Below are 26279 nucleotides of genomic sequence, written 5' to 3' on the forward strand. Positions count from 1 at the left end.
ACGCCGGGGCTCCGACGACCACGCGGCGTCTGGCATTCACAGCTGACGCACACCCCGAGCACGTCAAGTTCCTCAGTGGGCCTCCGATGGTGACGACGTCAATCCCGCAGGAAGGACCACCATGGCCCAGCACGATCGCAATCCCGTCCCCGACCACGGCACCGGCGTGATGCACCTCGGCACGTCTCGCGACGCCGCGGTGCGCACCTACGAGGGTCGAGTCCTTCCCCGTCAGGGCGAGGACGTCGACGACCAGGGCCTGGCCTTCGACATCACCACGATGCTGAACCGCCGACGGGTGCTGTCCGTCCTCGGCCTCGGCGCCGCCGGCCTCGCTCTGGCCGCCTGCGGCGAGGGCGACACCGCCGGTTCCTCCACCAGCAGCAGCACGACGAGCTCGTCCAGCGCCCTGAGCGAGATCCCCGACGAGACCGCCGGCCCCTACCCCGGCGACGGCTCCAACGGCGTCAACGTCCTGACCCAGTCCGGTGTCGTCCGCTCCGACATCACCTCCAGCTTCGGCAGCTCCACCACCACCGCCGCCGGCATCCCCATGACCCTCACCCTCAGCATCGTGGACATGGTCGAGGACGACTCCCCCATGGAGGGAGCCGCGGTCTACGTCTGGCACTGCGACCGCGACGGGAACTACTCCCTGTACTCCAACGGCATCACCGATGAGAACTACCTGCGCGGGGTCCAGTCCGCCGACGCCGACGGCAAGGTCACCTTCACCAGCATCTTCCCCGCCTGCTACTCCGGACGCTGGCCGCACATCCACTTCGAGGTCTACCCCTCCCTGGACGACATCACCGACGCCACCAACGCCATCGCCACGTCCCAGGTCGCCCTGCCCGAAGAGGTCTGCGACACCGTCTACGCCACCACCGGCTACGAACAGTCCATCACCAACCTCGCCGGGGTCACCCTGGCCAGCGACAACGTCTTCAGCGACGACTCCGGCGCCAGCCAGCTGGCCACCGTCACCGGCGACACCACCAGCGGCTACCAGGTCTCCTTGACCGTCGGCGTCGACACCTCCACCACCCCCACCGCCGGCGCGGCCCCCGCGGGCGGCGGTGGTGGTGGCGGTGGCACGGGCGGCACCCCACCCTCGGGGGCACCCGGCGGGATGCCGACTGGCATGCCGGCGGACCGGCCCACCTCGGCCTGAGGACAACCACGTCCGTCGACCGAACAGCACCACTTCCGGGTCGACGGGAGGGGATCACCGTCCGGGTGGTGCGGTAATGCGAGGAGCGGGGGCTGCTGCACCCCGAGCGCAGCCTGGGCGGGCAGCGCCACTACCCGACCCCGCGGTGGACCGGGTCCGGTTCATCCAGGACCTCCACGCCGCCGGGCTCGGCAGCAAGGCCGTCCTGCGGATCCTGCCGGGCACGGACCACGGAGTGCTGACCGACGGGGAGCAGGACCAGCTGCTGACCGAGCGCGAACGGGTGCAGGCCCAGCTCGTGGAGCTGACGGTGACGCGGGACACGCTCGACGACGTCGTCCGCGCCGGTCAGGCCTACCGCGCCGACCCGTCGGCGCCCGCCCGCCGCGCCGCGAGGCCTCCCGCGAGGGCTGGATGGTGGAGGTGCCGACGAACCGCCACCCCGGGTACCTGCTGACCAGCGGGAAGCCGGGGGAGAAGGACGCGCGGATCGCCTTCGGTGCCGCCGGGCCCGTCCTCACCCTCGCCGAGGTCAGGGCGTGGCGGGCGGACCCGTCCAGGTCGCGGTGAACGGATCGGGCTGATCGAGCACCGGGGATGGTCCCGCTGTGGGAATGTCCCCGGTGTGAGCCCGTCGTTGAGCGAGTCCGCGTTCTGGGTCCTGACCGCTCTGGCGCGCGAGCCCCTGCACGGGTACGCCATCCTGCGTTCCGTCGAGGACCTCAGCGACGGGGGACCGATGCTGCGGGTGACCACCCTCTACGCGACGTTGGAACGGTTGCAGCAGGACGGGTTGGTCCGGGTCGTCGCGGAGGGCGTGGTGGACGGCCGGGCCCGCCGCACGTACGACATCACCGACGGGGGGCGCCGCGCCCTGGCGGGCGAGGCCGAGCGCCTGCACGGACTGGCCGAGCGGTTCACCCCGTCGAGCGCGGTGGGGTTCGCCGTGGCGGGGTTGGCGTGCTTCGTGCTGGGTTTCGCCGGGACGTGGGCGCTCGCGGACGGTGCGACCGGATCCGCCCCCGCGGTGGCGACCTCGATCGCCCACGTCGCGACGGCGGGGTTCGCGCCGGCGCTGGTGTCGTTGAGCGCCCTGGCGTTGCTGCGCCACGGCGGTGTCGTCGGGGTGGCCGGCACGGTCGGTGCTGGTCTGCTGGCCGTCGCGGCGTGGGCGGCGGCGGCCCTCGCGGCCCTGTCGTGGAGCGTGGGTTTCGACCGTGCTGGTGCCGGCCTGCCGCCGACCACCTCCAGCGCAGCGTTCCCCGTGCTCCTGGTGGTGGCTCTCGTGCTCGGCGCAGCCGCCCTCACCCCGGTGTGGAACGGGGTGCTGCGGGGCGTGCGGCCGCCGGGACTGCGAGGTCCCGTGGTCGTCGCGTGCGCCCTGTTCTCGGCGGTCGCCCTCGGCGTCGCGTCCGTGACCCCCGGCCCGGGGGCCGTCACCGCGGTCGTCCTGCTGGTGACGAGCCTCGTCGTGCGCCGTCCCCGCACCAGGTTCCCGGAGCGGCCCGACGCGACCCCGGTGTTCTTGACGTCCACGGCGGCCGCACCCGGTCCCCGCGGGGGTCCTCCACCGCTGACCCCGGCGTTGCGCCGTCGGGTCGCCGCCCTCAGCGCGCTCGGCGTGCTGCTGGGGGTGCCGAGCGCGTTGCACGTCTTCCTCGGTGGCCCGGCCACGTCGTTCGCCGGAGTCCTCGGACTGCCCGGCGTGAACCTGGGGTGGGCGGCGGGAACCCTGGCGGCGATCCCAGGGGTCCTCGCGGGAGGCGTGCTCGCCGCCCGGCAGTGGGGGCGGTGCGTGAACCGTGTCACGGCAGCCGTCGTGGGGGCGCTGGCGTTGACGTGCTTCGCGCGGTTGCAGGGTCCGGACGGACCGCTCGCGCCGCTGTTCCTCGCCGCGCTGTTGGCCGCGCTGGCGGTCGTGTCCGTGGTCAGGGAGCGCCTGCCCGGCCGGTGGTGGTCGCGGTGGGCCCTGGTCGTGCTCATCGGTTCCGTCGCGGCCTGGACGGTCGCTCTGCCGCTGGTGGTCGTCGCTCCTCTCGGAGCACCCGTCCTGACCGCGGTCCTCCTGGTCCGGGTCCTGCGGGCACCCGGCGTCCGGGTCCGGTCGACCTGAGGTCACGCCTCCGGCGGACCCGCCCAGGTCGCGCTGAGGCTGTTGCGCGCCAGGCGTTCCAGCTCGTCGTCGGTGAGGTCGAGGGCGTCGCGCACGGCGCGGTAGTTGTCCGCGACGTAGCCGCCGAAGTAGCTGGGGTCGTCGGAGTTCACGGTGACGAGGACGCCGGCGTCGAGGAGTTCCCGCAGCGGGTGGGTCCGCAGGTCGGGCGTCACCTGCAGCCGCTGGTTCGACAGCGGGCAGACCGTGAGCGGCACCTGCTCGCGAGCCAGCCGGGCCACCAGGTCGGGGTCCTCCACGGACCGGACGCCGTGGTCGATCCGTTCGACGCCGACGTCCAGGGCCTCGCGCACGTAGTCGGGGCCACCCTCCTCCCCGGCGTGGGCGGTGGCGCGGAAACCTCGGTCCCGGACCGTCGCGACGTACCGCGCGAACCCCGACGGCGGGTTCCCGAGTTCCGTTGACCCCAGCCCGAACCCGACGATCCGATCCGCCCACGGCATGACGGCGTCGACCATCGCCAGGGCGTCGTCCTCGGTGCGGTGCCGCTGCGCGGAGGTGATGAGCGCGGCGTCGATGCCCGTCTCGGCCCGGGCCCGGTCGAACCCCTCGAAGATCCCGTCGAGCTGGTCGGCGAGGGGGACCCCGAGGGCCAGGAACGTCTGCACCCCGAAGAACACCTCCGCCCGGACCACGCCGTCGGCGGCGGCACGCACCAGGTAGCGGTGGGTGAGGTCGGCGAAGTCGCCCCGCTCCCGCAGCACCCGGCAGCCGACGAAGAACACGTCGAGGAAGGACTGCAGGTCGGTGAACGCGTACGCCGCGCGCACCTCCTCGACGCTCCGCCACGGCAGCGCGACGTCGTGCTTGCGGGCGAGGTCGAGGAGGTGGTCGGCCTCCAGCGTCCCCTCGAGGTGGACGTGCAGCTCCGCCTTGGGCAGGTCCTCCACCCTCGTCCGTCCGGTCACGCGACGAGCTCGGCGCTCTCGCGCAGGAACCGGCGGTTCGTCCAGATGTTCAGGTCGACGACCGCGTTCCAGACCCGGTCCGAGCGGCGCAGCACCGACAGGCCCACCCGGTTCACGGCCGCCGCCAGCGGGACCAGTCGGTCCTGCGGGGCGGGGTCGCCCAGCCCCAGTGCCCGGCCGAGGTCCGGGCCCTGGAGGTGGCGGGCCACGGTGCGGGCCGCGAGGCGCCCCGGCCCGAGCGGGACGCGGACGAGGTCGCGCAGGCCACCGGCGAGGGCCTCGATCCCGGCCTCGGTGAGCAGGCGGGAGTCCTCCGAGGGCGGGCCGGTGAGCGCGTCGACGCGGCGCAGGAGTTCGGCGGCCGAGCGCCGGTCGACGGCGCCGGTGATCAGGGCGGGTTCGACCCCCAGCAGTCCGCCGAGGAACCGCCAGTAGGTGAGGAACTGCGCGTACTCGGCGTCGGTGACGGCGAACCCCAGCCGGTGCGCGGAGCGCGGTGCGACGACGGTGAAGTCCAGCCACGTCCGCACCGAGTCCATCTGGCTGATCGGGACGACCCCGTCGGGGGACGCCGAGGCCCGCTGGACGTCACGGCGGGCCACCGCGTGCCCCAGGCGGACCCAGGCCGTCATGACCCAGCCCTCGGCGCCGCGGACGAGCCCACCGGGCAGGGAGGCTGCGGACAGCCAGCGCGCCGTCTCGGTCAGCCGGTGCTGGGTGCCGTGCACGAGGCGGCCGGTGCCGGTGAGGACGGCGGCCGGTCCCGGCGGCCGGTAGGAGCTGATGAGCGCCCCCGCGCCCACGTCGAACACGTGGACCGCCAGCGGCGCCGTGAAGGTCGCGCGGGCCCCGGCCGCCAGCAGGTCCGCCTCGCCCGCGGCCGCCACGCGCTCCTGCTCGGCGACGAACGCCCGGACCGCCGGGTGCGCCGCCGTGGACGAGCCCTCCCGCAACGCCTGGGCGAACTCCCCGCGGACCGCGGGGTCGTCGTGCACCGCGTCGGCCAGGGCGTCCGCGAGCGCGTCGCCGCGTCGCTGGGCGGCTGTCAACTGGTCCAGGGTGGGCAGGTCCCGGGTCGTCACCGTCGTCCTCGCAGGTCGTCCATCTCGCGGCGGTCGCGCTTCGTCGGCCGCCCGGCGCCGCGGTCGCGGACACCGAACGCGCCGAAGAACTCGTCCTTGGGCGGTGGGGGCGGGGAGTGGTCCACGTACGCCGCCCGGGCCAGGGGAGCACCCACGCGCTTGTCCAGCAACTGGACCACCTCGAAGACCTTCTCGTACCCCTCGGCCCGGATGCGGACGACGTCCCCGACGTGGACGCTCGTCGCGGGTTTCGCCCGTTCGTCGTTCACGCGGACGTGTCCCGCCTTCACCGCGGCGGACGCGACGGACCGGCTCTTGTAGAGCCTGACCGCCCACGTCCACGCGTCGATCCTCGTCATGCGTCTCCTCGAACCGCTACTTCCCGGACAGGACCCCGTCGACCAGTTCCTGCGCCTCGTGCTGGACGTGGCGCAGGTGGTCGGCACCCTTGAAGGACTCGGCGTAGATCTTGTAGACGTCCTCGGTGCCGGACGGGCGGGCGGCGAACCACGCCGACTCCGTCACGACCTTCAGACCCCCGATCTTCGCGCCGTTGCCCGGTGCCTCGGTGAGCTTGCTCACGATGGGTTCCCCGGCCAGTTCCGTCGCCGAGACCTGGTCGGCCGACAGCTTCGACAGCGTGGCCTTCTGCTCGCGCGTCGCGGCGGCGTCGGAGCGGACGTACTGCGGGCGGCCGAACCGCTCGACGAGGTCGCCGTAGTGCTCGCTCGGGGTGCGGCCGGTGACCGCGGTGATCTCCGAGGCGAGCAGGGCCAGCAGGATGCCGTCCTTGTCGGTGCTCCAGACCGAGCCGTCCTTGCGCAGGAACGAGGCCCCGGCCGACTCCTCACCGCCGAACCCGACGGAGGCGTCCAGCAGGCCCGGGACGAACCACTTGAACCCGACGGGGACCTCCAGCAGCGTGCGGCCCAGCGACTCCGCGACGCGGTCGATCATCGAGCTGGACACCAGCGTCTTGCCGATGGCGGCGCCCGCCGGCCAGTCCTTCCGCGTGGAGAACAGGTACTGGATGGCGACGGCGAGGTAGTGGTTGGGGTTCATCAGCCCCGCGTCGGGGGTGACGATGCCGTGCCGGTCGGAGTCGGCGTCGTTGCCGGTGGCGATCTGGAACTCCGAGCGCCGGTCGATGAGGGAGTGCATCGCCGAGGGGGAGGAGCAGTCCATCCGGATCTTGCCGTCCCAGTCCAGCGTCATGAACCGCCACGTCGGGTCCACCAGCGGGTTCACGACCGTCAGGTCCAGGCGGTGCCGGTCGGCGATCGCCTGCCAGAACTCCACGCTCGCCCCGCCGAGGGGGTCGGCACCGATGCGGATGCCGGCGTCGCGGATCGCGTCGATGTCCAGGACGTTCGGCAGGTCGTCGACGTAGGTGCCGAGGAAGTCGTAGCCCTGCGCGGCGGCGCGGGCCTTCGAGAACGGGACGCGGCGGACGCCGTCGAGCCCGGCCTCGAGGTAGGCGTTGGCCTTGGCCGCGATCCAGCCGGTCGCGTCGGTGTCGGCCGGGCCGCCGTTCGGCGGGTTGTACTTGAACCCGCCGTCGCGCGGCGGGTTGTGCGAGGGGGTGACGACGATGCCGTCGGCCAGACCGGACCCGGTCGTGCGGATCGTGCGGCCCTCGCGGTTGGCGGCGAGGATCGCGTGCGAGACCGCCGGGGTCGGCGTCCAGGAGTCCCGGTCGTCGACGAGGACGGTGACGTCGTTCGCGCCGAGGACCTCCAGCGCGGACACCCACGCCGGCTCGGACAGGGCGTGCGTGTCGCGGCCGAGGAACAGCGGGCCGTCGTACCCCTGCTCGCGGCGGTAGTCCACGATCGCCTGCGTCGTGGCGAGGATGTGGTCCTCGTTGAAGGCGGCGTCGAGGCTGGAACCGCGGTGCCCGGAGGTGCCGAACGCGACGCGCTGGCCCACGTCGGACGGGTCGGGCTTCGTCGCGTAGTAGGCCGTGACGACGTGCGAGACGTCGATGAGGTCCGAGGGCTGGGCGTGCTGTCCTGCGCGGGGGTTCGTCATGGCTTCCTCGTCACTCCTGGGCTCCGGCTGGTCTGGCTCGCACCTGTCGTGCCGATGATGCTGCACCGCCCGCGCCGGCCCCGCCACCGCCCCCGCCCGCGGTGAGCCGGCGGCTCGGAACGCACCTGCCCCGCCGCAGGCGCATGATCGGCCGCAGGACCGCACCGACCGCCGGTGCGCCGGAGGCAGGAGGACGCATGAGCAGCACGCGGTGGACGGCGGGCGACGTGCCCGACCAGCACGGCCGGGTGGCGGTCGTCACCGGCGCCAACACCGGTCTCGGCTTCGAGACCGCGAAGGTCCTCGCCGCGCGCGGGGCGACGGTGGTGCTGGCGGTGCGCGACGTCGGGAAGGGGACCGCGGCCGCGGAGCGCATGGCGGGGGACGTCTCGGTCCAGCGCCTGGACCTGTCCTCGCTGACGTCGGTCCGCGAGGCGGCGCAGGCGCTGCGGGAGGAGCACCCCCGCGTGGACCTGCTGATCAACAACGCCGGGGTCATGTACACGCCGAGGGAGACGACGCAGGACGGCTTCGAGCGGCAGTTCGGCACGAACCACCTGGGGCACTTCGCGTTCACCGGTCTGCTGCTCGACGCCCTGCTGCCCGTGGCCGGCTCGCGCGTGGTGACGGTCAGCAGCATCGCCCACCGCATCCGCGCCGCGATCCACTTCGACGACCTGCAGTGGGAGCGGTCCTACTCCCGCGTCGGCGCCTACGGGCAGTCCAAGCTGGCGAACCTGCTGTTCACCTACGAGCTGCAGCGTCGGCTCGCCGTGCGCGGGGCGGGCACCGTCGCGGTGGCGGCCCACCCCGGGGTCTCGAACACCGAGCTGGTCCGCAACTCGCCGGCACCGGTCCGTGCGGTGATGGACCGGCTCGGCTCGCTGCTGACGCAGTCGGCCGAGAGGGGCGCGCTGCCGACGCTGCGGGCGGCGACGGACCCGGCCGTGCTGGGCGGGCAGTACTTCGGCCCCGGCGGTCCGGGGGAGTCCCGCGGGCTGCCCCGGCAGGTCGCCTCCAGCCCGCAGTCGCACGACCTGGACGTCCAGCAGCGGCTGTGGACGGTCTCCGAGGAGCTGACCGGGGTGCGCTTCCCCGTGTAGGCCAGGCGCTCAGCGGGTGGCGTGCGCCCGCAGGTGGCCCAGGACGGCGGCGAGGAGGGAGATGCCGGCCGCGACGCCGAGACCGGCGCCGACGTGCCAGCGCAGCAGGGCCGCCCCCGCCGCGGCCCCCGCCAGGATGAGCAGGACGGCGCCCAGCCGGCGGCGCCAGCCCTCCCCGGTGCCGCCGGCGAGCCGGGAGTCGGCCGCCAGTCCCGTCAGCGTCGACGTGACGACGACGGTCGTGACGTCCTTGACGGCGAGCCGCCGCGCGGCGGCGGCCTGCCCGCCCATCGCCACGCCGAGCACGGTCGTCACGGTCAGGGCCGAGGGCGGCGGGGTCGTGCCCTGCGGCACCGGCAGGTCCGGCATCTGGGAGGTGGCCACGGCCAGACCGGCGAGCACGACCCCCACGACGACGAACACCCAGGTCGAGGCGGTCGTCCACCCCGTCGCGGCCTTGCGCAGCACGCGGCCCACGAGCGCGGCCCCGGCGAGGAAGCCGAGCAGCGCGAGCACGGGGCCCAGGATCGGCAGGTCCTCGGAGCCGGTGAGCGCCATCCCGAGGATGACGACGTTGCCCGTCATGTTGGCCGTGAAGACGCGGTCCAGGCCGAGGTAACCGACGGCGTCGACGATCCCGGTCGAGAACGTCAGCACGAGCATCAGCGCCAGGTGCCAGGACGTCCGACGCGGGCCGGAGCCGGTCGTCGTGGTGGGCGGTCCGGCGGTCTTCTCGGGGGGCATCGCGTTCTCCTGCTCGGCGGGTTCCGAACCCGGGTGCCTCGTGAAACACCGGGGAAACACAGGAAGAGTACGGTGCTCGAATTGTATACGTTCGGCTGCTGAGTCCGACCTGCGAGAGGTTCGCGATGACTGCTCGACCAGCACTGCTCCGTCTCCTGCCCCGTCTGCTGCCCGCCGCCCTCACCGTCCCGGTCCTGGGCCTGGCGGCCTGCGTGCCCGTGCAACCCGTCGGTCAGGCGCCCGAGCGCGAGGACGTCACCGGCGTCGCCATCGGGGACCGGCCCGTCCGCGACGGCGGGGACCTCGTCATGGCCCTGTCGGCCGAACCCGACCGGCTCGACCCCACCACGTCGTCCTCGCTCTACACGCGCTACGTGATGAACGCGATCTGCGAGAAGCTCTACGACATCGACGCCGAGGGGAACCTCGTCCCCCAGCTCGCCGCCGCGCTGCCGACGACGTCCCCGGACGGGCTCACCGTGACGATCCCCGTCCGCTCCGGCGTCCGGTTCGCCGACGGCACCCCGCTCGACGCGGCAGCCGTCGTCACCACGCTCGAACGGAACCTCACCCTCGAGACGAGCACCCGCAAGAGCGAACTCGGGCCCGTCGACACCGTCGAGGCGGCTGATCCCTCGACCGTCGTCGTCCGCTACGCCACGCCGTTCGCCCCGCTCACCGCCTCCCTCGCCGACCGCGCCGGGATGGTCATGTCCCCGACGGCCCTGGCCGAGCTCGGCACCGACTTCGGGGACCACCCGACGTGCGTGGGGCCCATGAAGTTCGTGGACCGCGTGCCGCAGACGTCGATCACCGTCGAGCGGGACCCGGAGTACTACGCGGCCGACGAGGTCCACCTCGATTCGATCACGTACCGGATCATGACGGACGCCAACATCCGGGCCGCGAACCTGCGCTCCGGGGACGTCCAGGTCGCCGACACCCTGTCCCCCCAGGACGTCGCCGCCCTGGCGCAGGAGAAGGGCATCGGCCTGCTGCAGACCGGCTCGTTCGGCTACCAGGGCGTCACCTTCAACCTCGGCAACACCGACGGCGTCGGGAAACCCCCGGGCCGCATCGACACCCCGCTGGCGACCGATCCCCGCATCCGCGAGGCGTTCTCCCTGGCCGTCGACCGCGAGGCGCTGGTGAACTCGGTGTTCAACGACTGGTACGAACCGGCGTGCTCGTTCGTCTCCCCGGACAGCACCTACTCCACCGGGGCCTCCGACGCCTGCCCGCCGCACGACCCCGAACGTGCCCGGCAGCTGCTCACCGAGGCCGGGGTGGAGCTGCCCTACCGGATCCGGGTCTCGGCCTCGAACACCGCCGACACCCTGCGGTTCTCCCAGGCGTTGCAGGCCAGCGTGCAGGAGGCGGGCTTCGCCCTCGACATCGAACCGGTCGAGTACTCCACGCTGCTCGACCAGCAGTCCTCCGGTGCCTTCGAAGCCGTCCAGCTCGGCTGGTCCGGCCGCGTCGACCCCCACGGGAACGCCTCGAACTTCCTCACCACGGGCGCGGGGAACAACTACTCGGGCTACTCGGACCCCGAGGTCGACGCGCTGCTGAAGCAGGCCGCGCGCAGCACCGACCCCGCGACGCGCGCCGACCTCTACGGTCAGGTCGTCACGATCGTGCAGCGGGACAACCCGATCGTCTACCTGTACCGCGTGCGCAGCATCACCGGGTACGTGAGCTCCGGTGCGGACGCCGTCGCCGGGGTCGAGACCTACGCCGACGGTGTCGTCCGCCTCGGGCGCGCCGCCTTCCTCCAGGAGAGTGAGTGATGGGACGTTTCCTGCTGTCCCGGCTGGGCCAGAGCGTCGTGACGCTCGTGCTCGCCTCGATGGTCGTCTTCGCCGGGGTCCGCGCCCTGCCCGGTGACCCCGCGCTGGCCGTGGCCGGGGAGGAGGCGACACCCGAGGCGCTGGCCGCCGTGCGCGCCGACCTCGGCCTGGACCAGCCGGTCTGGGTCCAGTACTGGACGTTCCTCACGAACGCGCTGCGGGGCGACCTCGGGAACTCCGTCCGCACCGGGACCCCGGTCACCGACCTCATCGGGGCGACGCTGCCGGTCACGGTCTGGCTGTCCGTCTACGCCATGCTGTTCGCCGTCGTGTTCGGCCTGGCGATGGGCGTCGTCGCCGCCGTCCGGCGCGGCACCTGGGCCGAGGCCGGGGTCAACGGGCTGTCGCTGCTGGGGTTGTCGGTCCCGAGCTTCTGGCTGGGGCTGCTGGCCATCCTCTACCTCGCCGTCGGCACCGGCTGGTTCCCCGCCTCCGGGTACGTCTCCCCGGGGGAGGACCCCCTGCGCGCCCTGCACCACCTGACGTTGCCGGCCGTCATCCTCGGCGCGGGCATCGCCGCGGTCGTCATGCGCCAGACCCGCGCCTCGATGCTGCAGAACCTCTCGGCCGACTACGTCCGCACCGCCCGCGCCAAGGGCGCGTCGCGTTCGGCCGTCGTGCTGCGGTTCGCGCTGCGCAACTCCCTCGTCGTCGTCGTGACGCTCGTGGGGCTGCAGCTCGGCGGGCTGATCTCCGGGGCCGTCGTCACCGAGCGCATCTTCGGCCTGCCCGGGTTCGGGAAGCTGACGCTGGACTCGGTGTTCAGCCGCGACTACCCCGTCATCGAGGGCGTCGTGCTCGTCGTGACGCTCGCCTACGTCGTCATCAACCTGGTGGTCGACCTGCTCTACACCGTCCTCGATCCTCGCATCCGCGTCGCCGGAGGTGCCCGATGAGCCAGACCGTCCAGGCCGCCGACCGGCTCGAGGTGGACCTCGGGTCCAGCCGCGGGCTCGTCCTGCGGCGCATGCTGCGCAACCCCGCCGGCGTCGTGGGGATGGTGCTCGCCGCCCTCGTCGTCCTCGCCGCGCTGCTGGCACCGGTCCTCGCGCCGTACCCGCCGACCCAGGTCCACTTCGAGACGCCGTTCCAGGTCCCCCGCACGGTCGGGTTCTGGCTCGGCACCGACGACCTCGGCCGCGACGTGCTGTCCCGCATCCTCTTCGGCCTGCGGGCCTCGCTGCAGGTGGCGCTGCTGGCCGTCGTGCTCTCGGTCGTCGTGGGGACGCCGCTCGGCCTGGCCGCCGGGTACTGGCGCGGGCTGGACGTCGTGGTGTCCCGCGTGACCGACGTCGTGCTGGCGTTCCCGTTCCTCGTCCTGGCCGTCGGCCTGGCCGCGATCCGCGGGGCGAGCCTGGGCAACGCGGCGATCGCCCTCGGCATCGCCCACGTGCCACAGGTGATCCGCGTGGTGCGGGCCGAGACGCTGCGGCTGCGGGGCGCGGAGTACGTCCTGGCCGCCACGACGATGGACGCCTCCGGGGTCCGCATCCTCGCCACCCACGTGCTGCCCAACGCCGTGCCCTCGATCGTCGTGCAGGCCACGGTGATCGTGCCGGCCGTCGTCATCGGCGAGGCGCTGCTGTCCTTCCTCGGCCTGGGCATCCAGCCGCCCACCCCGAGCCTGGGCATCATGCTGTCCGACGCGCAGCAGTACATCTTCCGCGCGCCGACGGCGGCGCTCTTCCCGGGCCTGGCGATCGTGCTCGTGTGCCTGGCCTTCAACCTCTTCGGCGACGCGCTGCGCGACGCCCTCGACCCGAGCGGAGACCACCGGTGAGCTTCACGCCCCCGACCGAGAACACCACCCGCCCCACCCTGCGCGGCACGTTCGGCATGACGGCCTCGACCCACTGGCTCGCCTCGGCGACGGGGCAGTCCGTGCTGGAACGCGGCGGGAACGCCTTCGACGCCGCCGTCGCGGCCGCGTTCGTCCTGCACGTCGTCGAACCCCACCTCAACGGGCCCGGCGGCGACATGACGGGGGTGTTCGCCACCGCGCAGGACCCGACCCCGGTCGTCCTCAACGGCCAGGGCCCCGCGCCCGCGGCCGCGACCATCGGGCACTACCGGGCCGAGGGCCTGGACACCGTCCCCGGGGCGGGGGGGCTCGCGGCGGCCGTCCCCGGCGCCGTCGACGCGTGGATGGTGCTGCTGCGCGACCACGGCACGTGGGAACCGGCTGACGTCCTCGACCCCGCCATCGGGTACGCCCGCGACGGCCACCCCGTCGTCGGCCGCGTCGGGACGACCATCGCCTCGGTGGCCGACCTGTTCCGCGAGCACTGGCCGAGTTCGGCGGCGCTGTGGATGCCGCAGGGTTGCATCCCGCAGGCCGGGGACGTCGTCACGAACCCCGCCTGGGCGCGCACGCTGGAGCGGCTGGTCGAGGCGGGGAAGAACGCCGGCTCGCGCGTCGAGCGGATCGAGGCGTTCCGCCGGGAGTGGCGCGAGGGGTTCGTCGCCCGTGAGGCCGTGGAGTTCCTGCGCACCCCGCACCGGCACTCCTCCGGCACCGACCACGCCGCCGTCCTGGAGACCTCCGACTGGGCCGCGTTCTCCGCCGGGTACGAGGAGGCGACGACGATCGAGTTCCGCGGGACGACCGTCGCCAAGACCGGCCCGTTCGGCCAGGGACCGGTGCTGCTGCAGGCGCTGCGCATCCTCGACGGGTTCGACGACGCCGACCTCGACCCCTCGACCGTCCGCGGCGCCCACACCGTCCTGGAGGCGCTCAAGCTCGCCCTGGCCGACCGGGACGCCTGGTACGGCTCGGCGGCCGACCCGGACGTCCTGCGCGACCTGCTCTCGGAGGAGTACGCCGCGGCCCGCCGCGCGCTCATCACCGACCGCGCCTCACACGAGTTCCGCCCGGGGTCCCCGGGGGGTCGGACGCCGCACGTCCCGCCGCTGCGCACCGACGCCCCGTCCGCGGTCGGGGTGGGAGAACCGACGGTGGGCGAACCCACGGTCGAGAGCACGGGCACCACGCGCGGCGACACCTGCCACGTCGACGTCGTGGACCGGTGGGGGAACGTCGTGTCGGCCACGCCGTCGGGCGGCTGGCTGCAGTCGTCCCCGGCCGTTCCCGACCTCGGTTTCTGCCTGGGGTCGCGCCTGCAGATGACGTGGCTGGACGAGGACTCGCCCTCGGCGCTGCGCCCGGGGGAACGTCCGCGCACGACGCTGACCCCGACCCTGCTGCTGCGCGACGGGGTTCCCGTGGAGGCGGTGGGCACCCCTGGCGGGGACCAGCAGGACCAGTGGCAACTGATGTACCTGCTGCGCACGCTCGTCGGCGGGTACGAACCGCAGCAGGCGATCGACGCCCCCGCCCTGCACACGACGTCGATGCCCGGGTCGTTCTGGCCGCGGACGTGGACGCCCGGTGGCGCGGTCGTCGAGGGCCGGATCGGGGACGACGTCATCGCCGGCCTGACCGAGCGCGGGCACGTCGTGACCCGCTCGGGGGACTGGTCGCTGGGCCGGTTGACCTGCGCCGGCCGGGACCCCGAGACGGGTGTGCTGCACGCCGCCGCGAACTCCCGCGGCGCCCAGGGCTACGCGGTGGGGCGGTGAACGGCGTGACGAACCTGCTGGAGGTCGAGGGGCTCGAGGTCGCCTACGGCACCACCACGGTCCTGCACGGGGTCGACGTGACGGTCCGCCGCGGGCACCGCGTCGCCGTCGTCGGGGCGTCGGGTTCGGGGAAGTCGACCACGGCCGCCGCCGTGATGGGTCTGCTCCAGGGCGCCGGGCGCATCACCGGCGGGCGCGTCGTCGTGGCCGGGGACGACATCACCGCCGCGTTGCGCGGCCGGGACGAGAACCGGTTGCGGCGGCTGCGGGGCCGGCGGATCGGCCTCGTCCCGCAGGACCCGATGTCGAACCTCAACCCCTCGGCCCGGGTCGGGCGCCAGGTCGCGGAAACCCTCGCCATGCACGGGCTGGCCAAGGGTTCCGCCGCCCGGGACCGGGCCGTGGAACTGCTGGAGGAGGCCGGCATCCCCGACGCCGGCCGCCGCGCCCGTCAGTACCCGCACGAGTTCTCCGGCGGGATGCGCCAGCGCGTCCTCATCGCGATGGCGTTGGCCGCCGAACCGGAACTGCTCATCGCCGACGAACCCACCTCCGCGCTCGACGTCACGGTGCAGCGCCAGATCCTGGACCACCTCGACCGGCTCACCGCCGCGCGCGGGGCCTCGCTGCTGCTCGTGACGCACGACCTGGCCCTGGCCGCTGACCGGTGCGACGACGTCGTGGTGATGTCCGAGGGCCGGGTCGTGGAGACCGGGCCGGCGGGGCGGGTGCTGCGGGCGCCGAGCGCCGATTACTCCCGCGCTCTCGTGGCGGCGGCCCCCGCGACGGCCGGTCGCACCGCGCCGCGCGAACTGCCCGAACGGACGAGCGAGGACGTCCTCGTCGTGCGCGACCTGGTGAAGGAGTACCGGATCCGGGGCCAGCGCGAGAAGCTGCGGGCCGTCGACGGGGTGTCGTTCACCGTGCCCGCCGGGACGACGACAGCGGTCGTGGGGGAGTCGGGGTCGGGCAAGACGACGACGGCCCGGCTCGTCCTCGGGCTGGAGGACCCCACGAGCGGACGGATCGCCGTGGACGGCGGCCGCCGCGACGTGCAGCCGGTGTTCCAGGACCCGTTCGGTTCCCTGGACCCGACGAAGACCCTCGAACGCCTCATCGACGAACCCCTGCGCATCGCCCGTGTCGGCGACGCCCGTTCCCGCAAGGCGCGGGTCGGGGAACTGCTCGACCAGGTGTCGCTGAGCCGGACCCTCGCGCAGCGTCGTCCGGTGGAGCTGTCCGGCGGGCAGCGCCAGCGCGTCGCCATCGCCCGGGCGCTGGCGCTGAACCCGAAGGTCGTCGTCCTGGACGAGGCGACGTCCGCGCTGGACGTCCTCGTGCAGCAGCAGGTGCTCGACCTGCTGGAGCAGTTGCAGGAGGACCTGGGCCTGACGTACCTGTTCATCACGCACGACCTCGCCGTCGCGCGGCACCTGGCGCACCGCGTCCTGGTGATGCGGTCCGGGCGGGTCGTGGAACAGGGCATGATCGGGGACGTGTTCGACCACCCGCGCGAGGAGTACACCGCCCAGCTGCTGTCGGCCATCCCCGGCCGGGCGGCGGCCTGAGCGTGGGGGCGTCGGCGGAGCGGGTCACCGAGCAGTTGCGGCGCGACGTCCTCGGCGGGTTCTTCCCGCCGGGGACGCGGCTGACGGAGACGGCCCTCGTGGACCGGTACGGCACCTCCCGGGTGCCGGTCCGGGAGGCGTTGCGCGCGCTGGCCGGTGAGGGGTTCGTCGAGCTGCGCCCCAACGCCGGCGCCCGTGTCGCCGAGGTCCCCGTCGACGACCTCGCCGACCTGTACGCCGTGCGCTGCGTGATCGAGGAGATCACCGCGAGCCGGTGCGCCCGCCGGGTCGCGGCGGGGGAGAGCGCCGTCGTCGAGGAGCTGGCGGAGATCGTGGAGGCGGGGTTCGCCGCGCTCGACTCCGGCGACCCGGTGCTCGGTGCGGAACTGAACTCCCGGTTCCACGGGACGATCGCCCGGTTGTCGGGGTCGCACAGCATGACCCTCGTGCTGCGCCGGGTCAGCGAGCAGATCCAGTGGGCCTACGCCACGACCGTCCCGCAGCAGGGGCACCGCGCGTGGACCGAGCACCGCCGCATCGTCACCGCCATCGCCACCGGGGACGAGGCGAAGGCCGGTAAGGCGATGGTCAAGCACGTGGAGACGTCGCGGCGGGGGTTCGCGCGTCGGTAGCCGGTCGTGTGCGCTGAGTTCCTGTCGGACCCCTCGTGCAGGGTGCGCTTCGTGACCGCAGACCGCCCCCAGTGCCCTTCCGACCTCCCCGACGGCTACAGGGAGCTGCTCGAGCAGTTGAAGCACCGCGTCCGGACGACCCAGGTCCGCGCTGCTCGCGCCGCCAACACTGAGCTGCTGCGGCTGTACTGGTCCGTCGGGAGGGACGTGCTCGATCGGCAGCAGGCCGCCGGATGGGGGGCCAAGGTCATCGCCCGGCTCGCCGCTGATCTGCGGGCCGCCTTCCCAGAGCAAACGGGTTGGTCGGTCCGCAACCTGCACTACATGCGGTCCCTGGCAGCGGCGTGGCCCACCGAGGCGGACTTTCTGCCACAACCTGTGGCACAACTCCCGTGGGGACACGTACGGCTCCTGCTCGACCGTCTTGACGGGACCGATCTACGCACGTGGTACGCCGCCGCCGCCGTCCAGCACGGCTGGTCCCGCAATGTCCTGCAGCACCACTTGGCCACCGAGCTGCACCGCCGCGAGGGGGAGGCGCCGTCGAACTTCGCCGCCCAGCTCCCCGCCCCGGACTCCGACCTGGCGCAGCAGCTGACCCGCGACCCGTACGTCTTCGAGCACCTGGCGCTGACCCGGCCCAAGGCCGAACGCGACCTGGAGCAGTCGCTCGTGGACCGCCTGCAGGACACGCTCACCGAGTTCGGCCACGGCATGGCGTTCGTCGGGCGGCAGGTCCGCTTCGACGTCGACGACTCCGAGATGGTCCTCGACCTGCTGCTCTTCGCGGTCGAGCAGTGTCGCTACGTCGTCGTCGAGCTCAAGGTCGGTGCCTTCTCCCCGGCCTACACGGGCCAGCTCGGGGCCTACGTCGCCCTCGTCGACGACCGGCTGCGCCGCCCGGAGCGGCACGCCCCCACCGTCGGCATCCTGCTCTGCACCCGGGCCCCGAAGAACGAGGCCGTGCGGTACGCCCTCACCAGCTCGGCCGCGCCGCTGGCCGTCGCCGGGTACACGTACGACCGCCTGCCCGCCGAGGAACGCGCCGCGTTGCCGGACGTCGACACCCTCACCGCCGCTCTCGGCGGTGGCGGGCACCGCCCGTTGGACCCACCCACCACGCCGGCGGCGGGCGACTGACCGGGGATACCCCGGCACGCGGTCAGGCGGCGCCCTGCTCCTGCGAGCACCACCACGTCGTCCGGCCACCGACCGTCGCCCGCACCATCGCTCCGCCGCAGCGCGGGCAGTGCTCCCCGGACGTGCGGTGCGGGATGACCTCGCCGGTGTGGACGCCGCCGTGCTTGACGGCGTGCCGGATCCCGGCCCGCAACTGCCGGCGCAGCTCGTCGAGCTCGGCGGTGCTCAGCTCACCCGCGGGGGTGCGCGGGTCCAGGTGGGCCCGCCACAGCACCTCGTCGGCGAGCAGGTTGCCGATGCCCGCGACGACCGACTGGTCCAGCAGTCGGGCCTTGAGCGGGGCGGTGCCGCGGCCGACGCGTTCGCGGAACTCCTCGCGCCCGACGTGCTCGGCGTCCGGGCCCAGGGCGGACAGGTCCGGGTCCAGGCGCACCCGGCCCAGGCGCCGCTTGTCGAGCAGGCGCAGCGTCCCACCGTCGGCGAACGTGAGCGTGAAGCGGTACCACTCGTCCTTCGCCACGCGCGGCACCTTCGGCGTGCCCTCGTAGTCACCGCCGACGACCCGCTCACCGTCGGCGGAGGTGATGACGATGCGCCCGCTCATGCCGAGGTGGATGCCGAGGGCCGGGCCGTCGCCGGAGGTGTCGCACCACATCGACTTGCCCTGCCGGTGCGCCGCCGTCAGCTCGCGGCCGACGAGGGCGGTGCGCAGGTCGCCGGGCTTGTGGGGACGGCACTCGTAGGTGTCGTTGTCGTCGACATCGGCGATCTCGCGGTGCAGACCACCCGCCTCGACGACCTGGCGGGCCGATTCGACCTCGGGGAGTTCGGGCACCCGCGGAACCTAACCGAGCCCGCGCTCGTCCGCCCCCCCGGCCGCTGCCACCCCGGCGCGGGGGAGTCCTCGTTGCCTCCACGAGGCCGATCACCGACCGCGTGGAGGCAACGAGGCCCACCCCCGGGGGCCGCGACGCGCGTCAGGCGCGGGTCTGCGGCAGGAACGGGTAGTCGGTGTACCCCTCGGGTCCGGTCCCGTAGGACGTCGTCGGGTCGAGGACGTTCTCGGGGTGCCCGCCCTGCCAGCGGGCGAGGAGGTCCGGGTTGGCCATGACGGCACGGCCCACGGCCACGACGTCGGCGACCCCGTCGGCGAGGTAGCCCGTCGCCTCCTCGCGCGTCGTCACCTCGGCGAAACCGGTGTTCACCATGAGCGGGCCGCCGAAGCGCTTGCGCAGCCCCTGGACGAACTCGCCGGCGGGTTCGGCGTGCAGGACGCTCAGGTACGCCAGGCCCAGCGGCTGCAGCTGCTCCACGAGGTGGGTGTACGTCGCCTCGACGTCGGCGGGGTCCTTCTCCCAGGCGTCCTGGATGTTGTGCGCGGGGGAGATGCGCACGCCGACGCGGCCGGCGCCGATCTCGGCGGCCACGGCGCGGGCGACGCGGGCGGTGAGCCGTGCGCGGTTCTCCGGCGACCCGCCGTACTCGTCGGTGCGCTGGTTGGCGCCCGGGGCGAGGAACTCGTGGAGCAGGTAGCCGTTGGCGCTGTGGATCTCGACCCCGTCGATGCCGGCGTCCACCGCGCGGCGGGAGGCGGCCACGAGGTCGGCGACGACGTCGTCGATCTCGGCGCCGGTCAGCGCGTGCGGGACCGGGTACGGCTTCTTGCCCTGCGGAGTGCGCACCTCTCCGGAGACGGCGATCGCGCTGGGGGCGACGATGCGGTCGGTGCCGGTGATGGCGGTGTGTGAGACGCGGCCACCGTGCATGACCTGGATGACGATGCGCCCGCCGGCGGCGTGCACGGCGTCGGCGACCCGGCGCCACCCCTCCTGCTGCTCCGGCGTCGCCAGACCCGGCTGCCCGGGGTAGGAACGGGACTCGTGGCTGGGGTAGGTGCCCTCGGAGACGATGAGGCCCGTGCCGGCCCGCTGGGCGTAGTGCTCGACGAGCAGGTCGTTCGGCACGCCGTCGGCGTCCGCGCGGGTGCGCGTCAGGGGGGCCATCACGAGGCGGTTGGGCAGGGTGAGGTCGCCCAGGGCGACGGGCGAGAACAGATCCATGTGCACCTGCAACAACCGGACTCCGGTCCGGATTCCCGCCCCCGTAGAGTTCACCCCCGTGTCCGGTGTCCTCGTCGCGATCACGTGCGCGCTGTGCCTGGTCCTGGGCGGGTGGGCCGTCGTCACCGTCGCCCGCGACCGCCGCGTCGGCCGGGCTCTGCTCACCGGCCTAGCCGTGGTGGAGCTGTCGGTCCTCGCCACCGTCGTCGACGGCGTCGTGGCGCTGGCCACCGGCACCCGCCCCGTCGAGCTCGCCACGTCCGTCGCCTACCTCGTGGTGGCCCCGTTCATCCTGCCCGCCGGCACGTTCTGGGCGCTGGCGGACCGCTCGCGGCCGAGCACGCTCGTGCTCGCCGTCGCCTGCTTCGCCGTCCTCGTCATCGCCTACCGGGCCTTCCTGCTCTTCGCGGTGACCCGGTGAGCGCGCCGGACCGGACGCCGGGCCGGCCGGGGCGCACGACCGGGCTGGGGCGCGTCCTCGTCGCCCTGTACGCCGTCTTCGCCATCGCCGCCGTCTCGCGCGCGGGCGTCCAGATCGCCACCGACTTCCACGAGGCCCCCCTGGCCTACCTGCTCTCGGCCCTCGCCGGGGTCGTGTACGTGCTGGCGACGGTGGGTCTGGGCCGGTCCGGGCCGCGCTGGCGGCGCGTGGCGTGGGTGGCGTGCAGCGTCGAGCTGCTGGGCGTCCTGACCGTCGGCACCCTCAGCCTCGCCGACGCGCAGGCCTTCCCCCGCTCGACGGTGTGGTCGGGGTACGGCTCGGGGTACGTCTTCATCCCCCTGGTGCTGCCGGTGCTCGGGCTGATCTACCTGCGGCGGGAGTCGCGGGCGGCGCGCCCCCCGGCCTGACGTCCGCACCGCTTCACCTCGCCCCACCGCGTCGGCGGGTCGATCCCGGCAAACTACTCACTCGGTACATACACGTGGTGTACGTTGCCGATCATGTCGCTCGCCGAGCTGCACCTGGCGCTCCTGTCGGCGGGGCCCGCGCACGGGTACGACCTCAAGGGGTCGTACGACGCGTGGTTCCCCGACGCCAAGCCGCTGCCCTTCGGGCAGGTGTACGCCACGCTCGGGCGACTGGTCCGCGACGGTCTGGCCGAGGTGGTCGAGACGCGCTCCGAGGGGGGGCCGGAACGAACCGTCTACGCGGTCACCGCCGCGGGCCGGCAGCGGTTGCGGGAGTGGCTGGCCGAGCCGGCCCCGCCCGCCGTCGCCGGCACGGAGGACCTCGTGCGCAAGGCCGTCGTCGCCCTGCGCACGAGGGACCCCGACCGCCCGGCCAGCTCCTTCGTCGACGACCAGCGCGCCGCGCACCTGCGCCGCATCCGGGCGCTCGCGGCCGGTGACCGCTCCGGGGCCCAGGACGACCTCGGTTCCCGCCTCGCCCGCCGCTACGCCGCCCTGCACCTCGACGCCGACCTGCGCTGGCTCGACGAGGCCGCCGCAGCGCTCGAGACCCGTTCCCCGCACCCCGACCAGGAGGGTCCCCGATGAACCTGCCCCGCGACGACGCGACCGGTCCCGGCCCTGCCCTCGCGCTGCGCTCCGTGAGCCACGCCTACTCCCGCACCCCCGCGCTGCGCGAGGTCTCGCTCACCGTGGAGCCCGGTGAGGTCGTGGCCGTCACCGGACCCAGCGGGTGCGGCAAGTCGACGCTCCTGCACGTCGCGGCCGGGCTGCTCGTCCCGCAGGCCGGTTCCGTCGACCTCCTCGGCACCGACCTGCACGACCTCGACGAGACGGCGCGCGCCGTCCTGCGCCGCCGGGGCGTCGGCATCGTCCTGCAGTACGGCCAGCTCGTGCCGGACATGACGCTGGAGGACAACGTCGCCCTCCCGCTGCTGCTCGACGGCGGCGACCTCGCCGCCTCCCGCACCGCCGCCCGCGACGCCCTGGCCCGGGTCGGCCTGGAACAGGCCGGGCAGGCCGTGCCCGAGGAGCTGTCCGGGGGGCAGGCCCAGCGCGCCGCCATCGCCCGGGCTCTCATCACCTCCCCGAGGCTCCTGCTGGCCGACGAACCCGTCGCGAGCCTGGACGCCGTCGCCGCGGCGGACGCCCTCGACCTCATGCTGGCGGTCGCCCGCCGCGACGGGGGCGCCGTCGTCCTCGTCACCCACGACAACCTCGTCGCGGCGACGGCCGACCGCGAGGTCAGGTTGCGCGAGGGCCGGGTCGAGCGCGAGACGGTGCTGCGGTGAGCGCGGACCTCGCGACCCGTCGCCGCGCCGCCTCCTCGCTGCAGCCGGCCGCGGTGCGGGCAATGACGGCCGTGCGCTCGCAGACCGACCGGGTGCGGTTCCGGGCCACCGCGGCCGCCGCGGCGGGAGTCGGGGTGGCGCTGCTCATCGCCTCCTCGGCCGCGACGGTCCACGACGACGTCGTCGTCGGGACCTCCGTCTGGACGAGGGTGGACGGGACCCGGGTCACCGAGGAGATGGTCACGGCCTCCGGCGGACTCGCCCCGTTCCTGGCCGAACCCGGCCTGCGCCCGGGGTTCGCGATCGCGGCCGTCCTGCTCGTCCTGCCCTTCCTCGCCCTGGCCGTGCAGGCCGTCCGCGTCGGGCGGGTCGTCGACGAGCGCCGCAGCCGGCGGCTCCTGCTCGCCGGGGCCACCTGGGCGGACGTGCGACGCCTGCGCATCGCCCGCACCCGCGCCGCGTTCGTGCGCGGGGGCCTGCTGGCCGGGCCGGTCTACCTGCTGCTGTGGCTCGTCCTGGGGTGGGCGCTGCCCACGGGGTCACGGCTGCTGCCGCCCCTGCACCCGGTCATGCCGTTGGTGTGGCTCGCGGTCGTGGGGGTCCTCGCGGTGGGGGCGCGCGTGCTGGCCGTGCTGGGGTTCCGCCGGGCCGAACGGCTGACCTGGGACGGAGCCGGTGCCGGTGTCCCCTCGCGGACCTTCGTCCTGCTCAGCGCCCTGGGCGGGGTGGGGCTCGTCGTCGCCGCCCCCGCGCTGGCCCGGTCCGACCAGGTGTTCCCGGCCCTGCTCGTCCTGACCGTCGTCCTGTTCCTCCTGGCCGCCGGTGGGGCCGCGGCCCGGTTCGCGGCGGCGCGCCGCGTCGACCCCGCCGGGGCTGCGGTGCCGGTGGAGCGGGCACGGTCCGCGCCGCGCAGGTGGTGGCGGCGGGACACCGCGGCGCACCTGCTCACCGACGCCCAGCGCCGCGGCAGCACCGCGGCCATCACCGGGACGGCCGGCGTCCTGTTCGTGTGCGGGCTGTCCTTCGGCGTCGAGACGGCGCTGGCGGCCCAGGTCCTGGTGGAACGCAGCGCCGAGGCCGGGTCCGACTGGTCCGACTGGTCCGACGTCGCCTTCTACCTGACGGGGTCCGCCCTGGCCGCCGTCGTGGGCGTCGTCGCCGCGCTCGTCGCGGTCGCGGCCCTCCTGCTGAGCCTCACCGACCAGTTGCTGGGGAACCGGCGGGCCGTGGCGTCCGTCGCGGCCCTGGGGGTGGAGACTCGGCGCCTCGTCCACGTCCAGGCGCTACGCCTGCGGCGCACGGCGGTCCCCGCCACGGTCGTCGGCACCGTCGTCGCCGCCGTCCCGTACACCTTCGGGTTGGTCGCCTCCGCCGCGGACGGCGGCTGGTCCCCGTACGTCCTGCTGCCCGCCGTCGTGGTCGTCGTCGTGGCGCTCGTCACGACGCTGGCCTGCGACCTCCTCGCCCGTCTGCTCGCGGGCCGGGTCCGTCAGGCGGCGGCCCTGGAGAACCTCCGGGTCCCCTGACCCGGAACGCACCGTGTCCTGGCACCCGCGGGTGCCGCCAGCAGTCGAGCGGGGGAGTTCGTCGTGGTGGGTCACTTCCGGGGGTGCCGGCACGAGGGCGACGGCGGCGTCCTCAACGTCCCGAACGCCGTGACGGCGGCGCGGACCGTGGGGAGCCTGGCCTGCGCGGCCGTCGCGATCCTCGTCGGCTCCGAGGTCTGGCTCGCGGTCGCGCTGGCGGTGTACTGGATCGGCGACATCGCCGACGGGGCGCTGGCCCGACGGCTGGGGCAGGAGACCACCCTCGGCGCGGTGTTCGACATCGTCTGCGACCGGGCGTGCGGCGCCTGCTTCTTCCTCGGGTGGGCCGCGCTGCACCCGGAGACGGCCCTGGTCGTCGTGCTGTTCCTCGCCGAGTTCATGGTCGTCGACTTCCTGCTGTCGTTCAGCTTCTACCTGTTCCCGATCAACAGCCCGAACTACTTCGGTGCCGTCGACCGCCGGGTGTTCCTGCTGAACTGGTCGAAGGTGGCCAAGTCGCTCAACAGCGGGCTCATCGCGGTCCTGCTCCTGACCGACGTGACGCTGTGGGTCCCCGCGGCCATCGCGACGGTCCTCGTGGCCGTCAAGAGCTACTCGCTGCTGCGCACGTCCCGGCTGCCGCGGCCACGGGACGCCGACTGCGTGGTGACCGGGGGCCTGTTCGCGGTCGCCGGCCCGTGAACCCGCTCGTCGGGTCGCTGTCCCTCCTGGGGGTCTCCTTCGTCTCGGCGCTCACCCCGTTCGTCAACGCCGAGGCCGCCCTCGTCGCCTCGCAGGCGCTGGAGGACCCCCTGCCGTGGCTGCCGGCGGCGCTCGCGGCCGCGGTGGGGCAGATGGGGGCGAAGTACCTGTACTTCCGGCTCGGGTACTGGCGCTCGTCGACGCCCCGCGCGAAACCCCTCCCGCGCTGGCAGCAGCGGCTGGCGGACTGGAGCGGGGCGATGCTCACCCGCGGCCGGTGGCGCGGAGTGGTGGTGCTGGCGTTGAGTTCCTCCGTCGGCCTGCCGCCGCTGCTGCTGGTGAGCGTGAGCGCCGGGCTGGCCAGGATGCGCACGGCCGACTTCCTCGTCGTGGGGGTGCTGGGGCGCGCCGTGCGGTTCGCGGCCGTGCTGCTCGGCGCCGGTCAGCTCGTCCACTGGTTGCACGTCCCCGGGCTGGGGTGAGGGGTCCACCCGTCCCACGGACGCGCGCCGCGACCGGACCCCTCGGGGTCCGGCCGCGGCGCACGGATAAGGGGTGGGTCAGCGGGCGGTGGCCAGTTCGCCCGGGTGCAGGACGACCTTCGTCCAGCCGTCCTCGCGCCGGTCGAACGTGCCGTACGCCGAGGCCGCCTCGGTGAGGTCGAGCTCGTGGCTGACGATGAAGCCCGGGGTCGCGACGCCGGCGGTGATGAGGTTGCGCAGCTTCACGTTGTACGCCTTGACGTTGCACTGCCCGGTGCCCATCGACTGGCCCTTGAACCAGAACGTGCCGTAGTCGAAGGCGATCTTGCCCTGCTGCGACAGCTCGTCCTTGGCGCCCGGGTCCTGCGGCAGGTACACGCCGACCACCCCGATGCCACCGGTCGCCTTGACGACCTGCACGAGCTGGTTGAGGACCATCGAGGCGTCCTCCTCACCGGAGGGGTCGTGCGCCTGGTAGCCGATCGCGTCGACGCCGCGGTCGACGCCCCGGCCGCCCGTGGCCTGCATGATCTGCTCCACCGGGTCCCCGGCCGAGTAGTCGACGGGGGTGGCCCCGGCCTTGCGCACCAGCGCCAGGCGGTCGGGGTGGCGGTCGACGACGAACACCTCGGCGGCACCGCGGATGCGGGCGGAGTGGGCGGCCATGAGGCCGACCGGTCCGGCGCCCCAGACCACCACGGAGTCCCCCGGCTCGAACCGGGACAGCTCCACCCCGTGCCACCCGGTCGGGAAGATGTCCGACAGCATCGTGTAGTCGAGTTCCTTCTCGGTGCCCTCGGGCAGCACGAGCGCGTTGAAGTCGGCCCACGGCACCCGCAGGAGTTCGGCCTGCCCGCCCGCGTACTCACCCATCGAGGCGAACCCGAAGGCGGCGCCCGCCGTCCCGGCCTGGTTGGCGCGCAGGCAGAACGCCGTCCGGCCGGCGACGCAGTTCTCGCAACTGCCGCAGGCGACGTTGAAGGGGAGGCTGACGCGGTCGCCGACCTTCAGGCGGTCCACGCCCTCGCCGACGGCCTCGACGATCCCCATGTTCTCGTGACCGAGCACGCGCCCGGTCTCCATGTCGGTGCGGCCCTCGTACATGTGCAGGTCCGAACCGCAGATGTTCGTGGACGTGATGCGGACGACCGCGTCGGTGGGCCGTTCGATGCGCGCGTCGGGGACGTCCTGGACGGTGACGTCGAACGCGCCGTTGTAGACCAGTGCTTTCACGGGAGGCTCCTGAGGGGTTCGGGGTGGTCGTGGCGACGGGGCGTCACCACGGTGTTCCGGTGGCGCCCCGCTGCTGGAGACGTGGTGTCCG

The 26279-nt window shown here is 73.9% G+C and carries 27 protein-coding genes; 19 read left to right on the plus strand and 8 right to left on the minus strand.

Annotation, left to right across the window (positions count from 1 at the left end; genetic code table 11):
* Positions 1-169 precede the first annotated feature (169 nt).
* The 4 genes from AB2L27_RS00775 (at position 170) to AB2L27_RS00790 (ending at position 3287) form a co-directional block, all read left to right on the plus strand.
* Complete coding sequence (locus AB2L27_RS00775) at positions 170-1174, plus strand: dioxygenase family protein (protein WP_370439734.1); 1005 nt, start codon at positions 170-172, stop codon at positions 1172-1174.
* A 145-nt stretch (positions 1175-1319) separates the two neighbouring features.
* Positions 1320-1631 carry a MerR family transcriptional regulator gene (locus tag AB2L27_RS00780; protein ID WP_370439542.1) on the plus strand — a complete coding sequence of 104 codons (312 nt, stop codon included), beginning with the start codon at positions 1320-1322 and terminating at the stop codon, positions 1629-1631.
* Positions 1598-1744: a hypothetical protein gene (locus tag AB2L27_RS00785; RefSeq protein WP_370439543.1), complete on the plus strand. Its 147-nt coding sequence runs from the start codon at positions 1598-1600 to the stop codon at positions 1742-1744. Before AB2L27_RS00780 ends, AB2L27_RS00785 begins: the two co-directional genes overlap by 34 nt.
* Before the next feature lie 55 nt (positions 1745-1799).
* A complete protein-coding gene (locus tag AB2L27_RS00790) occupies positions 1800-3287 on the plus strand; it encodes a helix-turn-helix transcriptional regulator (RefSeq protein ID WP_370439544.1) in 1488 nt (495 codons plus the stop codon).
* Between the two features lie 2 nt (positions 3288-3289).
* Here the strand turns inward: AB2L27_RS00790 and AB2L27_RS00795 are convergent, their stop codons facing one another.
* Genes AB2L27_RS00795 through pgm form a run of 4 tightly spaced genes read right to left on the minus strand, consistent with a single transcriptional unit; the run spans position 3290 to position 7368 of the window.
* On the minus strand, positions 3290-4255 hold the full coding sequence (locus AB2L27_RS00795; RefSeq protein WP_370439545.1) for an adenosine deaminase: 966 nt from the start codon (positions 4253-4255) through the stop codon (positions 3290-3292).
* Positions 4252-5337, minus strand: a complete 1086-nt coding sequence (locus AB2L27_RS00800; RefSeq protein ID WP_370439546.1) for an oxygenase MpaB family protein — start codon at positions 5335-5337, stop codon at positions 4252-4254. The genes AB2L27_RS00795 and AB2L27_RS00800 overlap by 4 nt, the downstream gene beginning before the upstream one ends.
* Entirely contained in the window at positions 5334-5696 is a 363-nt protein-coding gene (locus tag AB2L27_RS00805) for an RNA-binding S4 domain-containing protein (protein WP_370439547.1), read from the minus strand. The genes AB2L27_RS00800 and AB2L27_RS00805 overlap by 4 nt, the downstream gene beginning before the upstream one ends.
* Before the next feature lie 16 nt (positions 5697-5712).
* Positions 5713-7368 carry a phosphoglucomutase (alpha-D-glucose-1,6-bisphosphate-dependent) gene (pgm, locus tag AB2L27_RS00810; RefSeq protein WP_370439548.1) on the minus strand — a complete coding sequence of 552 codons (1656 nt, stop codon included), beginning with the start codon at positions 7366-7368 and terminating at the stop codon, positions 5713-5715.
* A gap of 197 nt (positions 7369-7565) precedes the next feature.
* Here pgm and AB2L27_RS00815 point away from each other — a divergent pair, with 197 nt between their 5' ends.
* Entirely contained in the window at positions 7566-8471 is a 906-nt protein-coding gene (locus tag AB2L27_RS00815) for an SDR family NAD(P)-dependent oxidoreductase (protein ID WP_370439549.1), read from the plus strand.
* Positions 8472-8480: 9 nt separating this feature from the next.
* Here AB2L27_RS00815 and AB2L27_RS00820 read toward each other — a convergent pair whose 3' ends face one another.
* Positions 8481-9215, minus strand: a complete 735-nt coding sequence (locus AB2L27_RS00820) for a DUF1275 family protein (protein WP_370439550.1) — start codon at positions 9213-9215, stop codon at positions 8481-8483.
* A 125-nt stretch (positions 9216-9340) separates the two neighbouring features.
* Here AB2L27_RS00820 and AB2L27_RS00825 point away from each other — a divergent pair, with 125 nt between their 5' ends.
* The 7 genes from AB2L27_RS00825 to AB2L27_RS00855 are packed head-to-tail and all read left to right on the plus strand — an operon-like array spanning position 9341 to position 17984.
* Entirely contained in the window at positions 9341-11005 is a 1665-nt protein-coding gene (locus AB2L27_RS00825; RefSeq protein ID WP_370439551.1) for an ABC transporter substrate-binding protein, read from the plus strand.
* Positions 11005-11961: an ABC transporter permease gene (locus AB2L27_RS00830; RefSeq protein ID WP_370439552.1), complete on the plus strand. Its 957-nt coding sequence runs from the start codon at positions 11005-11007 to the stop codon at positions 11959-11961. The genes AB2L27_RS00825 and AB2L27_RS00830 overlap by 1 nt, the downstream gene beginning before the upstream one ends.
* Positions 11958-12845, plus strand: a complete 888-nt coding sequence (locus AB2L27_RS00835; RefSeq protein ID WP_370439553.1) for an ABC transporter permease — start codon at positions 11958-11960, stop codon at positions 12843-12845. Before AB2L27_RS00830 ends, AB2L27_RS00835 begins: the two co-directional genes overlap by 4 nt.
* Positions 12842-14644 (plus strand): gamma-glutamyltransferase family protein, encoded by a 1803-nt coding sequence (locus AB2L27_RS00840; protein ID WP_370439554.1) that lies wholly within the window; start codon positions 12842-12844, stop codon positions 14642-14644. The genes AB2L27_RS00835 and AB2L27_RS00840 overlap by 4 nt, the downstream gene beginning before the upstream one ends.
* Positions 14641-16212, plus strand: a complete 1572-nt coding sequence (locus AB2L27_RS00845) for a dipeptide ABC transporter ATP-binding protein (protein WP_370439555.1) — start codon at positions 14641-14643, stop codon at positions 16210-16212. The genes AB2L27_RS00840 and AB2L27_RS00845 overlap by 4 nt, the downstream gene beginning before the upstream one ends.
* Positions 16213-16214: 2 nt before the next feature.
* Positions 16215-16844, plus strand: coding sequence for a GntR family transcriptional regulator (locus tag AB2L27_RS00850; RefSeq protein ID WP_370439556.1), 630 nt, complete (start codon positions 16215-16217; stop codon positions 16842-16844).
* Positions 16845-16895: 51 nt separating this feature from the next.
* On the plus strand, positions 16896-17984 hold the full coding sequence (locus tag AB2L27_RS00855) for a PDDEXK nuclease domain-containing protein (protein WP_370439557.1): 1089 nt from the start codon (positions 16896-16898) through the stop codon (positions 17982-17984).
* Positions 17985-18006: 22 nt separating this feature from the next.
* Here the strand turns inward: AB2L27_RS00855 and AB2L27_RS00860 are convergent, their stop codons facing one another.
* Together AB2L27_RS00860 and AB2L27_RS00865 are read right to left on the minus strand one after the other, a co-directional pair.
* Positions 18007-18819: an Fpg/Nei family DNA glycosylase gene (locus AB2L27_RS00860; protein ID WP_370439558.1), complete on the minus strand. Its 813-nt coding sequence runs from the start codon at positions 18817-18819 to the stop codon at positions 18007-18009.
* 142 nt (positions 18820-18961) lie between these two features.
* Positions 18962-20044: an alkene reductase gene (locus AB2L27_RS00865; RefSeq protein WP_370439559.1), complete on the minus strand. Its 1083-nt coding sequence runs from the start codon at positions 20042-20044 to the stop codon at positions 18962-18964.
* A 58-nt stretch (positions 20045-20102) separates the two neighbouring features.
* Between AB2L27_RS00865 and AB2L27_RS00870 the strand changes: the two genes are divergently transcribed.
* The 7 genes from AB2L27_RS00870 (at position 20103) to AB2L27_RS00900 (ending at position 24955) form a co-directional block, all read left to right on the plus strand.
* Positions 20103-20465, plus strand: coding sequence for a hypothetical protein (locus AB2L27_RS00870; protein WP_370439560.1), 363 nt, complete (start codon positions 20103-20105; stop codon positions 20463-20465).
* Complete coding sequence (locus AB2L27_RS00875; protein WP_370439561.1) at positions 20462-20893, plus strand: hypothetical protein; 432 nt, start codon at positions 20462-20464, stop codon at positions 20891-20893. Before AB2L27_RS00870 ends, AB2L27_RS00875 begins: the two co-directional genes overlap by 4 nt.
* A gap of 93 nt (positions 20894-20986) precedes the next feature.
* The gene (locus AB2L27_RS00880) at positions 20987-21541 is read left to right on the plus strand and encodes a PadR family transcriptional regulator (protein ID WP_370439562.1); all 555 of its coding nucleotides are present in this window, start codon (positions 20987-20989) and stop codon (positions 21539-21541) included.
* Complete coding sequence (locus tag AB2L27_RS00885; RefSeq protein ID WP_370439563.1) at positions 21538-22245, plus strand: ABC transporter ATP-binding protein; 708 nt, start codon at positions 21538-21540, stop codon at positions 22243-22245. Before AB2L27_RS00880 ends, AB2L27_RS00885 begins: the two co-directional genes overlap by 4 nt.
* Positions 22242-23771 carry a hypothetical protein gene (locus tag AB2L27_RS00890; RefSeq protein ID WP_370439564.1) on the plus strand — a complete coding sequence of 510 codons (1530 nt, stop codon included), beginning with the start codon at positions 22242-22244 and terminating at the stop codon, positions 23769-23771. Before AB2L27_RS00885 ends, AB2L27_RS00890 begins: the two co-directional genes overlap by 4 nt.
* Before the next feature lie 63 nt (positions 23772-23834).
* Positions 23835-24473 (plus strand): CDP-alcohol phosphatidyltransferase family protein, encoded by a 639-nt coding sequence (locus AB2L27_RS00895; protein WP_370439565.1) that lies wholly within the window; start codon positions 23835-23837, stop codon positions 24471-24473.
* A complete protein-coding gene (locus AB2L27_RS00900) occupies positions 24470-24955 on the plus strand; it encodes a hypothetical protein (RefSeq protein WP_370439566.1) in 486 nt (161 codons plus the stop codon). Before AB2L27_RS00895 ends, AB2L27_RS00900 begins: the two co-directional genes overlap by 4 nt.
* Positions 24956-25033: 78 nt before the next feature.
* Here AB2L27_RS00900 and AB2L27_RS00905 read toward each other — a convergent pair whose 3' ends face one another.
* On the minus strand, positions 25034-26188 hold the full coding sequence (locus AB2L27_RS00905) for a glutathione-independent formaldehyde dehydrogenase (RefSeq protein ID WP_370439567.1): 1155 nt from the start codon (positions 26186-26188) through the stop codon (positions 25034-25036).
* Positions 26189-26279 lie beyond the last annotated feature (91 nt).

The sequence above is a fragment of the Kineococcus halophytocola genome, assembly GCF_041276425.1.
Lineage (GTDB): Bacteria > Actinomycetota > Actinomycetes > Actinomycetales > Kineococcaceae > Kineococcus > Kineococcus halophytocola.